Consider the following 11,529-nt stretch of genomic DNA (forward strand, 5'->3'; position numbering starts at 1 on the left):
AGTAACGATGACAAACATAACTGATGGCGATCTACTCTTAAAAAATATAACTGCACAAGCCCCCTTCCCCATTTGCTTTGCAGATTTAGAAAAGGCCGTAGCGGAAAAAATCGATGCTGGCCCTTTTGGCTACATCCGTTCAGGTGCTGGCGGTGAACAAACACTGCGCAATAATCGTGCAGCTTTTGAGAAGTATTCCATTGTTCCCCGATTTTTAAATGATGTGTCACACGTTGATACATCGGTTCATTTGTTTGGTAAAACATATCCAACTCCTTTGCTTTTTGCTCCTGTGGGCATGAACGGAATGGTTCACGATGAAGGTGAGCTTGCCGTTGCACGTGCCGCCCAGTTTTTAAATATCCCTTATATACAAAGCACTGTGTCCACTTTTGCTCTTGAAGAAGTTGCTCAAGCTGCGCCTTCTGCAACAAAATGGTTTCAATTATATTGGTCTACTAATGAAGAAATTGCTTTTAGCATGGCTGCACGTGCGGAGGAAGCTGGATTTGAAGCGATCGTTTTAACTGTCGACACCGTAATGCTAGGCTGGCGTGAAGAAGATGTACGCAATCAATTTTCACCATTGAAGCTAGGCTATGCAAGAGGAAATTATATGAATGATCCTGTTTTTACAGCCACTTTACCTGATGATTCATTCGAATCCTACGTACAAGGTGTCTTGCAAAATGTCTTCCACCCAACACTTAATTGGGAGCATGTTCGAGAGCTAAAAAAACGCACCAACCTTCCTATATTATTGAAGGGAATTTTACATCCTGAAGATGCAAAACATGCTATCGACAATGGTATTGATGGCATTATTGTATCAAACCATGGTGGCCGTCAATTAGATGGTGTGATTGGTTCACTTGATGCCCTTCCTGCTATTGTGAAAGTTGTGAATGGACAAATTCCTATTATATTAGATAGTGGTATATATCGTGGCATGGATGCCTTAAAAGCACTTGCTTTAGGAGCGAATGCAGTTGCAATTGGACGTCCTTTCGTCTATGGACTAGCCCTTGAGGGACAACAAGGTGTCGAAAAGGTGATGACCAATCTTTATGATGAATTAAAGGTTTCTATCGCATTAGCCGGTGCTACCTCTGTCAAAGGATTACGCAACATCACATTAGTCAAACAGGATGGGACTGAGGGTAAATGAAACAAGCATTACAAGGATTAAAGGTTATCGATTTATCACAAGTCTTAGCAGGTCCCTATTGCACCATGGTATTAGCAGATATGGGTGCAGAAGTTATCAAAATTGAAAAATACCCAAATGGAGACGATACCCGTACAATGGGTCCATTCGTTAATGAAGAAAGTCATATGTATATGATGGTTAATCGTAATAAAAAAGGTGTCTGCATCAATTTAAAAACGACTGAAGGACTGACTTTATTTAAAGAATTGATTCAATCTGTTGATGTACTTGTGGAAAATTATCGACCAGGTGTCACGAAAAAGCTTGGTATTGATTATGACACATTAAAAGCCATCAATCCTGGCCTAATTTACTGCTCTATTTCTGGTTATGGTCAAACAGGTCCTTATAGTCAAAAGGGTGGCTATGATATTATGGCTCAGGGTCTGAGTGGCTTAATGCATATGACAGGTGAAGCAGATGGACGACCTGTAAAAGTTGGCTTTGCGGTGAATGATATTGCTGCTGCACAAACAGCCTTACAATCGATTTTAATGGCCTATATTTATAAGCTTCGTAGTGGTGAAGGTCAATATATTGATGTGTCCTTAGTGGAGTCAGGTCTTGCGTGGACTGTTTGGGAGGCCGCTGCTTACTTCGGAAAGGGTGAGTTACCTGAGCGAACAGGAACCGCCCATCGTGTGTCTGCGCCCTATCAAGGTTTCAAAACACAGGATGACTATATTCTAGTAGGTGCTGGCAATCAAAAGCTATGGGAGATTTTTGCGGCAAAGGTTGTCAATCGACCTGATTGGTTAGACAATCCTCTCTTTGCTACCAACTATTCACGTGCCCAACATGTGAGGGAGCTGGAAGCAGAAATTGAAAGCGAGCTAATTAAGCATAAGGCTATCTACTGGCTCGAACTATTAGATAAGCATGGTGTACCATCTAGTCCAATCTATTCTTATGACCAAACATTGAATGACCCTCATATACTAGAGCGTGGCATGGTACTGTCCTATGAGCATCCGACTGCTGGACCAATGAGAACATTGGGCTTCCCAGCTAAGTTTTCACAAACACCTGGACAGCTAACAAGTGCAGCACCCACTTTAGGACAACATAATGAAGAAATTTTACAGGCATTAAATATTTCTGATCAAGCTATTCAACAGCTCAAGGCAGGCAAAATAATTGGGTCAAAATAAAGAGATTGTCTATTTTTAGATCGCTATCAATTAGATTTAAGCTTCTATCGGTCACTTTTTCGATTCTATCCTTCACTTTTTCCTTTCTATCATGCAAAAAAAGGCTTCCCCATCCATGAGGAAGCCTTTTTCTTATTGAATAACCCCTAATTCACGACCAACCTTCTCGTAAATCGCAATTGCATCATCAAGCATTTCTTTTGTATGTGCCGCTGTTGGCATATTCCGAACGCGACCTGTACCTTTTGGAACTGTTGGGAAGACAATTGATTTTGCATAAACGCCTTCTTCAAATAAACGTTTTGAAAATTCCTGTGTTAACTTTTCATCCCCAATGATGCATGGAGTAATTGGTGTCTCAGACGCACCAATATTAAAGCCAAGCTTCTCAAGCCCCGCTTTTAAATAATTTCCATTATCCCACAGCTTATCGTGTAGCTCTGTTGAATCAATCAGCATTTGCACGGCTGCTGTAATAGCGGCTACATCACCTGGTGGTAATGCTGTTGAGAATAGGAATGGGCGTGAGCGAACTTTTAGCCAATCAATTAAATTTTTCTTACCTGCTACATAGCCACCTACTACACCAATGGCTTTTGATAATGTACCAATTTGGAAATCAATTTCTTTTTCTAATCCAAAATGCTTCACAGTTCCTTTTCCTTTACCTGTTACACCCGAACCATGTGCATCATCCACATACGTGATTAAATCAAACTCTTTAGCTATTTCCACAATTTCAGGTAATTTAGCAATATCACCATCCATTGAGAAGACACCATCTGTGATAACCATGATTTTATTGTATAAACCTGATTCCTTTGCTGCCTTTGCCTTTGCACGTAAATCCTCCATATCAGAGTGATTAAACGCGATGATTTTTGCCTTTGATAAGCGACATCCATCAATAATAGAGGCATGGTTTAATTGATCAGATAGAATGGCATCATTTTTATCCATTACAGCCGAAATAGCTGCCATATTACAATTAAATCCAGATTGATAAGAAATAGCCGCTTCTGTTCCTTTAAATTCAGCAAGCTTTTCTTCTAATTTTACGTGCAAGTCAAGTGTCCCGTTGATTGTACGAACAGCACCTGCTCCAACACCGTATTTATCAATTGTCTCTTTGGCAATACGCTTTAATTCTTCATTTGTTGCTAAACCAAGATAGTTGTTAGAGGATAAGTTAACAAGATTTTTGCCACGGACCTGAATAATTGGGCCATTTGCTCCCTCTACTGGATCGATTTCATTGTATAAGCCTTGTTCATGTAAGGCTTGTAGGTTTTCATCTAAAAATGCATTCAATACTTTTGACAAGCGTATCATCCTTTCCTAGGAAAACTGTTCTCGCTCCTAGTTTAGCACATGCAAGCCATTAGCTACATTACTTTGTTAATCTTTCGAATAGTGGCGCTGTTTTTTCGCGCCATAAAGAAGCCGATAGACAATTATCTAATAAACGACGAACGGTATATTCAGCTTCTGCATATCGTTTGGAATGGCCCATCGCATCCTGTATAGCTTCTTTGTATTGTGCTCGCACTGCCTCGATCGCAGTTTCTGCTTCCTCTGACAGCGCACAATGTTGACCAATATCAAATATCTTATCCCCTAACCTACCATCCTCTGGATCAAAGATATGAGGCTCTGTGCTATCAAAAATACAGAAATTAAGCTCTGGGATAATGACCATATCTACAGATCCCGCATCTAAGCCACACCAAACAATTTGTGCATCAAGCCCTCTTGCATTTGCTTCATCGGCTAAGCTTTTCATTAGTGAAGATTTGCCTGTACCTGGCTTACCTTTAATCATGAAGCGAGTCGTGATACTTTTGGTGATACTATCCACTGTATTTTCCGCACCTCTAGGAGTTAGCGTTCCCAGTAAACGATGTGTCCGCATACCTGTTTTATTCAGAATAATAGATTGGAACACTTCCGACTTTAAATTTTCCACCTGTTCATTTAATGCCTGCCAGTTCATACAGCTTTGTGTGATAACCTCCCAGTCATCATGTAGCTTGATTGCTTGATCCAGTTTCGCTATGCATTTTTCACGCCATGTTGCACGCTCTTGCATCGCCTCTGCAAGCTGTTCTCCTACCTTTTTAAGCTGTATGTCTTCTAAGCATTCATAGAAAGACATGACACGATGCTTTGTACCGAGTAAAGTTGGCTCGATATTCCACTCAGATGCCCATACAAAAAGTCTGTTACAGCCTTTTATATAAACGGCCTCAACAACCTCCTCTAATAAAGCATGCTTAAACCACTCGACAGCAAAGCCCTGTTTCACATAGAAGTATCCTAGTTCTTTTAACAGTTCTGAACCTTTAAATGTGGCAGGCCCTTGCAAAAAATAAACGAGAGACGCCTCTTCCATCATTTCTTTATATAAATGCTTCACACCTTGGCCAGTCAATGCGTGTCCAAAATAATACGTTACATTTCCGTTCAAATGTCGTTCCTCCTTTAGCTTGTGCCCTGCATTATATGAAAGAACGCTAAAAAAAATGAAAAGCTACTTCTATCCTTTACAGATATAAGTAGCTTCTTGGTTTAATAGAATGGCTTCATGCCTTCCATATTTCCAATACATTTCATCAATATTTTACGACAATACGGTAATGAATATTGCACAATATAGCCTGAAGTTAAAGCGATCAATACAGTCCCTACTCCAACTGGTCCTCCTAGAAGCCAGCCAACAATGGTTACAAGTACTTCAATTCCCATTCTTGCTGTTTTAATAGATCCACCAAACTTTTCGACAAGTATCATCATTAAGGTATCCCTTGGTCCTGCGCCCATATTCGGTGCAATATACATCCCACAGCCAAAGCTCAAAACAAATAAGCCAATAATAAAATATGTAATTTGTAAGCCATATACATCCGTTGAGGGCAACATCCAATTAAATACATCAATGAACGAGCCAATTAACAGCATATTGAGCCAAGTACCTATCTTTGGCCATTGACGTAATACAATGGATGTTGAAGCAACTATAAAGAGTCCTGTTACAATAGACCATGTGCCGATACTTAACCCAAAATTTTGAAAGAGACCTACATGTAAAACATCCCATGGGCTTGTGCCAACGATTTTCCCCTTTATCGACATCGTGATTCCAAGTGACATCACCATTAAGCCACCAATAAAAAAGGTCCAACGCCACCCCATTATTCTACGCATTCCTTATCCTTCTCTCTATGAATAATATTGCTATTACTTTATCATACTTTCAACCAAAATTAAGCTATAGTGCTTAAACTAAACCGTTTATCTTACCACATAAAAAACTACCCATTCTCTCACTCATGGGTAGTTGTAATTGAGGCAAGTTGTGCCTTTGTTATATTCTTCAAATCATCTATTTGTACATGAATTTGCATACCAATTTTCCCAGCACTAACGATTATACTACCTTGTTCTTGAGCAGATACATCGATGACCGTTGGATATAACTTCTTCATCCCTACTGGTGAACATCCACCACGAACATAACCAGTATGGCTAAGTAGATCTTTTACCGCTAACATTTCAATTTTCTTTTCCCCAACTACCTTCGCGGCTGCTTTTAAGTCCAGCTCTTCAGCCACTGGAATAACAAATACAAATAACCTTTGTGCACTTGCTTTTGCTACTAATGTTTTAAATACCCGAGCAACAGGCTGTCCTATTTTCTCAGCTACAGAAACACCATCAACTTGACCGTCCCCTGTTTCATATTCCATCACATCAAAATGAATTTTTTGTTGTTCTAATAAACGAATCGCATTCGTTTTCGCGTGCTTTGCCTTTGCCATGTCAACAATCTCCTATCTACAGCATCAGGCTATCAAAGAGAACATAGAATCCTTGTCTGGACGATAGCCATTTTTCGTCATTTGAACGTGAGCCGCATATCTTTCCGATGCCTGTTTAAATGCTCTTAACTTGAATGCAGTCTCATAGTTCTTACCGAAAATTGTATCTGCAAATGGGTCCAATTTCAATTCCTTCGAGTAACGTTCAGGAACCTTCACTTCAATGATGTCACGTACAAAAGATGGTTCGCTTTCATTTGTGGTAACCTCGTCAACATTTGAATTATTTAACATATGCTGTATTTGAGCATCAACGCTTTGCGCCACACGTAAATCTTGAGGAGAAGGCTCTGCTGATGACAATGCTGCATTACGTACCTGCTCTAAAATGTGCAGTGTGTCACCTAGTTCTGAATCGGATATATTCGAGGGATCAGCGTTATCATTCATTCCTACTTTATAGGTTTGCTCATGTGCCCGTACATTCTTTTCTGTTTGCTGTAAATCTTCCATAATGGCTTTCTGCTGAGGAGTTACTTCTTTTGACTCTTCTTGCTGCTGGTCATACAAATCTTGGTCAGTACGTCCTAATAATAAATTTTCAAGTTCAATCAATAATGGGTTTTTCTTCGGCTGAAAATACATCGCATTTTTTCTATAGGCATCTCCTGCCTCTTTACGCTGAAGTATTTTTTTACGATTATGCTGGGATGAAATTCTTTCTTGTTCCATTAAATTTGATATTTTCATAGTTTTCACCTCGCCCTTCTATCTACATATGCTAATAAGTTAATAGATATGAACATTCTTCCTCACACTCTATCTATACCATTTTATAAGTTTCTGTACACTTATTATCGGAATTTTCACTATTAAATTCAAGCACTAATTACTACTAACCTCCTAAAGAGATACTAATTATTTTCAAAAATAGGTATAAAGAATCTCATCTAATTAATGTTTTCATATTCATTTATTAGCTCCATATCCTTTTCAATAAAATTTATTACCATATACACTGCACAAATAGTGTTAATCAACGTAAAAAAACAGCCCTTCATACTGGACTGCTTTTCTTATTTTTTGGGTCTAATCAATATCCCTTTATAGGCTAAGTAACCAAGCCATGCACCAATTGTATTCAAAATTAAATCATCAATATCCGCAGAACCAACGGTAAAAATAAATTGAACGGTTTCAACAGCAAGACTAGAAATAAAGCCTAAACAAATAATAACCCACGCTTTTCGGAATTTCTTCGATAGCAATGGCAGTAAAAAGCCCATTGGAGTAAAAATTAATAAGTTGCCAAGTAAGTTAACGATTATAATTTCCCAATTAAAATATTGAGAGTAGTTTATATAACGGAGAATCGTTTCGAAGGGAATAAAATTAGTAGTTAATCGCCAGCTACTATAATCAAACAATCCTAAGTCACCTATAGAGTAATCTCCCTTTAATAAAATGACGACTACATCTACTAAGCGATCAACAACCAATTTATAAAAAGCCATAAATGAATAGATACTAAATAAAATCCAACCTGCGATCTTTAGCGGCAAATGATATGTATCAATGACATCCCGATATGGTAATGGGAGCTTGGCATTATTTTGAACATCCGCTATGTTGTTTTTAGACAAGCTTAACACCCACTTCCCTTTTATTCCTTCCCATATTTTAATATGCTCAACTATAGCTTGCAAGTAGCTGAAAAAATTATCATCCAAAAAGGCTGTCTCCTACCAGCAGAGACAGCCTTTTAATAAGTATGTTTAAACTGGGTTTACCCCATGCTTACGTTGTGAGAATAATAAGTATTTTGACATATAAAGTTCTAAGCGATTTTCTAGTACCTTACGCAGCTCATTAGGCTCAATCACATCATCAATGATAAGCTCTGAAGCTAAGCGATACACATCAATTTCCTCTTGATATTCTTTACGTTTCTCGGCAATGAAGCTTGCTTGCTCTTCTTTTGGAAGTTCTGCAATTTTATTGGCATAGACGGCATTGACAGCAGCTTCTGGTCCCATTACGGCAATTTGTGCATTTGATAAGGCAATACAGCAGTCTGGTTCAAACGCAGGGCCAGCCATTGCATATAATCCTGCACCATACGCTTTACGCACAATGACCGTTAGCTTAGGAACAGTTGCCTCACTCATGGCAAAAATCATTTTAGCACCATGACGAATGATTCCTGCTTTTTCTACCTGAGTACCAATCATAAAGCCTGGAACGTCTGCTAGGAATAACAGTGGGATATTGAATGCATCACAAAGTGAAATAAATTTCGCCGCTTTATCAGCAGAATCGTGGAATAGCACGCCTCCCTTAACACGTGGTTGGTTAGCGATGATCCCAACGGATTGTCCATTAATTCGTGCAAGGCCTGTAATTAATTCTGGTGCAAATAATTTCTTAACCTCACAAAACGAATCTTCATCAATAATACGATCAATTAGCTTATACATATCAAATGGTACATTTTGATTTTGAGGAATTAATTCTTCAATAGATTTATCAAATGAAGCTGGTGGTTTAGGAGCCTCTACCTTGCTACGCTCTGCATAGTTATTCGGGAAATATCCTAAATATTTGCGCGCATAAGTAATAGCCTCCTGTTCGGATTTAACAAGCACATCTCCACAACCAGAAACGGAACAGTGCATTTTTGCGCCACCCATTGTTTCTAAATCTACTTTTTCACCGATAACCATTTCGGCCATTCGAGGAGATCCTAAATACATAGAAGCATTCCCTTCTACCATCACCACGATATCGCAAAATGCAGGAATATAGGCGCCACCCGCTGCGGAAGGACCAAATAATAAGCAAATTTGCGGAACTTTTCCTGACAGTTTGACTTGATTGTAGAAAATGCGTCCTGCACCTCGGCGTCCCGGGAACATTTCAAGCTGATCTGTAATACGCGCACCCGCAGAATCTACTAAATAAAGTAATGGACAATTCAACTTTTCAGCGGTTTCTTGAATGCGAATCATTTTTTCAACCGTGCGTTTTCCCCAAGAACCAGCTTTAATCGTTGAATCGTTCGCTAGCACACAAACTGTGCGACCATGGATTTTACCAATACCAGTGATAACGCCATCTGCTGGTAAATCCCCTGCTAAACAGTTCGCATAGAGTCCATCCTCTGATTGAAGACCATCATCCAGTAATAGTTCAAGACGCTCACGTACAAATAGCTTGCCTTGTTGTGCATTTTTGTCATGATATTTTGGTAATCCACCTGCTAAAATTTTATCTTTCATTGTAGGTGGTGTATTTTCTGTCGAGATATTGCTCATGTTTTTTTCCTCCCTTTGCCCAATCGATTACACCAAAATTATTTCTTGGCGTTTTATTTCCCTGAATATTGTGGCGCTCGCTTCTCTTGGAAGGCAAGTAAGCCCTCTAATCGGTCTTCTGTTGGGATCAGTGCACTATATGCAAGTGATTCAATTTTTAACCCGGTAGCTAAATCTACCTCAACACCTTGATTGATCGCAACTTTGGCTTGCACTAGAGAGAGTGGTGCATTTTTTGCCATTTCCAGTGCAAGCTGTTGTGCCTTATCTAATACCTCATGTCCTTCATAAACATACTCGATAATGCCATAATTTTCAGCTTCTTTAGCACTGAGCCTACGTGCTGTATAAATTAATTCCTTTGCTTTACCAAGACCAATTAGACGTGGAAGTCGCTGTGTTCCCCCAGCTCCTGGAATAATACCGAGTGATGTTTCTGTTAAGCCAAGCTTTACATGTGTAGCCGCAATTCGTAAATCACAAGCTAGTGCCAACTCCAAGCCTCCACCAAAGGCAACACCATTTAGGACAGCAATGACAGGCTGTGCAAGCGTTTCAACTTTTGCCACAGTGGCACCAATCAGTTGCACGATCTGCTTCACTTGTCGATCAGACATTCCTTTACGTTCCTTTAAATCAGCACCTGCACAAAATGCCTTTTCGCCTGCACCTGTTAGAAGGACTACACGCACTGCTGGATCACCATTGATTTGGTCAAGTGTGGCAGACAGCTCATGCAGTAATTGAACCGACATAGCGTTAGCAGCTTCTGGTCTTGAAAGAGTAATAAGTCCAATACTACCCTCTAGTAATTCAAATCGAACGAGTTGTGTCATCCTTGATTTGCACTCCTTTCATTGCGGACAATAGCCATTTGCTTTGATGCAACCGCTTTGCCTAACTTCTCTTCAATAAAGAGTGCTGCCTCTAGCACCTTTTGTCGATCTACGCCTGTTTCAATGCCCATCTCATCGAATAAATACAATAAATCTTCTGTGGCTACATTACCTGAGGCACCTTTCGCATATGGGCAGCCCCCTAGCCCACCAAGCGCACTATCAAATTTGGTAATACCCATCTCTAAGGACTTCATAATATTGGCTAATGCTGTCCCACGTGTATCATGAAAATGCATGGCAAATTTTTCAGCAGGATACCTTTTTAGCAATTCCTCTAAAAGAAACTCAACCTGCGTCGGTACACCAACACCAATTGTGTCACCAAGCGATATTTCAGTCACACCCATCTCCAATAATTTTCCCGTTACTCGTAATACCTTGTCAGGGTGTATATACCCCTCATAGGGACAACCAATAACCGTTGAGATATAACCTCGAACATGTTTTTTTGCAGCCTGAGCTCCTACTACAACTTCCTCTAATATAGGAAATGTATCTTCTATGGTTTTATTAATATTACTTTGGTTATGGCTTTCACTAGCAGACATAAAAATACTTACTTCATCTACTTCAGCCTGTAATGCGCGTTCTAAGCCCCTCATATTGGGTACAAGTGCCGCATAGGTAATATCCTTATGTCTTTTAATGGCTTGCAGAACCTCGACTGCATCTGCCAATTGAGGAATCCATTTGGGATGCACAAAAGATGTCACTTCAATATAATTTAATCCTGTTTGACCTAATAAATTTACTAATTGCACTTTATCAGCTGTTGAAATATGCGTTTTTTCATTTTGTAAGCCATCACGGGGACCAACTTCTTTGATTGCGACTTGCTTAGGTAGCTGCATAAACAAGCCTCCTCTTATTCAATTTCTAAAATATCATCATCAACGTTAATGAAGTCTCCCTCATTGGCAATGATTTTCGTCACTACGCCATCCTCTTCTGCTGCAATTGGAATTTCCATTTTCATCGATTCTAAAATAGCTACATCTTGACCTGCTGTCACTTTCTCGCCCTCTGTTACGACGATTTTCCATACTGTTCCTGCCATGCTTGCTTTTACTGTTGCCATAATCATTCACTCCTATTTTTTTATCATGTATTCGTCCCTCTATAGAAGCACGAATACAT

The 11,529-nt window shown here is 39.5% G+C and carries 12 protein-coding genes; 2 read left to right on the forward strand and 10 right to left on the reverse strand.

What is annotated here, in order from left to right; genetic code table 11:
* Nucleotides 1-7 precede the first annotated feature (7 nt).
* Together HXV90_RS13115 and HXV90_RS13120 are read left to right on the forward strand one after the other, a co-directional pair.
* Nucleotides 8-1,168, forward strand: a complete 1,161-nt coding sequence (locus tag HXV90_RS13115) for an alpha-hydroxy acid oxidase (protein WP_269897380.1) — start codon at nt 8-10, stop codon at nt 1,166-1,168.
* A complete protein-coding gene (locus tag HXV90_RS13120) occupies nt 1,165-2,361 on the forward strand; it encodes a CaiB/BaiF CoA transferase family protein (protein ID WP_048393363.1) in 1,197 nt (398 codons plus the stop codon). The genes HXV90_RS13115 and HXV90_RS13120 overlap by 4 nt, the downstream gene beginning before the upstream one ends.
* Nucleotides 2,362-2,493: 132 nt before the next feature.
* On the opposite strand, the gene HXV90_RS13125 is transcribed toward HXV90_RS13120, so the two are convergent.
* The 10 genes from HXV90_RS13125 to HXV90_RS13170 form a co-directional block, all read right to left on the reverse strand.
* Nucleotides 2,494-3,693 (reverse strand): glycine C-acetyltransferase, encoded by a 1,200-nt coding sequence (locus tag HXV90_RS13125; RefSeq protein WP_016992223.1) that lies wholly within the window; start codon nt 3,691-3,693, stop codon nt 2,494-2,496.
* Nucleotides 3,694-3,751: 58 nt separating this feature from the next.
* Nucleotides 3,752-4,828 carry a hypothetical protein gene (locus HXV90_RS13130; RefSeq protein ID WP_009371628.1) on the reverse strand — a complete coding sequence of 359 codons (1,077 nt, stop codon included), beginning with the start codon at nt 4,826-4,828 and terminating at the stop codon, nt 3,752-3,754.
* A gap of 101 nt (nt 4,829-4,929) precedes the next feature.
* Nucleotides 4,930-5,565, reverse strand: coding sequence for a YczE/YyaS/YitT family protein (locus HXV90_RS13135; RefSeq protein ID WP_225340661.1), 636 nt, complete (start codon nt 5,563-5,565; stop codon nt 4,930-4,932).
* A 119-nt stretch (nt 5,566-5,684) separates the two neighbouring features.
* Nucleotides 5,685-6,179 carry a Cys-tRNA(Pro) deacylase gene (gene ybaK / locus HXV90_RS13140; protein ID WP_009371630.1) on the reverse strand — a complete coding sequence of 165 codons (495 nt, stop codon included), beginning with the start codon at nt 6,177-6,179 and terminating at the stop codon, nt 5,685-5,687.
* A gap of 24 nt (nt 6,180-6,203) precedes the next feature.
* Complete coding sequence (locus HXV90_RS13145; protein WP_269897381.1) at nt 6,204-6,929, reverse strand: hypothetical protein; 726 nt, start codon at nt 6,927-6,929, stop codon at nt 6,204-6,206.
* Between the two features lie 326 nt (nt 6,930-7,255).
* Nucleotides 7,256-7,909: a VanZ family protein gene (locus HXV90_RS13150; RefSeq protein WP_269897382.1), complete on the reverse strand. Its 654-nt coding sequence runs from the start codon at nt 7,907-7,909 to the stop codon at nt 7,256-7,258.
* A gap of 45 nt (nt 7,910-7,954) precedes the next feature.
* On the reverse strand, nt 7,955-9,493 hold the full coding sequence (locus tag HXV90_RS13155; RefSeq protein WP_004225528.1) for an acyl-CoA carboxylase subunit beta: 1,539 nt from the start codon (nt 9,491-9,493) through the stop codon (nt 7,955-7,957).
* A 53-nt stretch (nt 9,494-9,546) separates the two neighbouring features.
* Nucleotides 9,547-10,329 (reverse strand): enoyl-CoA hydratase, encoded by a 783-nt coding sequence (locus HXV90_RS13160; RefSeq protein WP_048393353.1) that lies wholly within the window; start codon nt 10,327-10,329, stop codon nt 9,547-9,549.
* Nucleotides 10,326-11,243 (reverse strand): hydroxymethylglutaryl-CoA lyase, encoded by a 918-nt coding sequence (locus HXV90_RS13165; protein ID WP_269897383.1) that lies wholly within the window; start codon nt 11,241-11,243, stop codon nt 10,326-10,328. The genes HXV90_RS13160 and HXV90_RS13165 overlap by 4 nt, the downstream gene beginning before the upstream one ends.
* Nucleotides 11,244-11,257: 14 nt before the next feature.
* Nucleotides 11,258-11,470: an acetyl-CoA carboxylase biotin carboxyl carrier protein subunit gene (locus tag HXV90_RS13170; RefSeq protein ID WP_004225532.1), complete on the reverse strand. Its 213-nt coding sequence runs from the start codon at nt 11,468-11,470 to the stop codon at nt 11,258-11,260.
* Nucleotides 11,471-11,529: the final 59 nt, after the last annotated feature.

Origin of the sequence: Lysinibacillus sp. JK80, from assembly GCF_027557635.1 — a bacterium.
Classification (GTDB): domain Bacteria; phylum Bacillota; class Bacilli; order Bacillales_A; family Planococcaceae; genus Lysinibacillus; species Lysinibacillus capsici.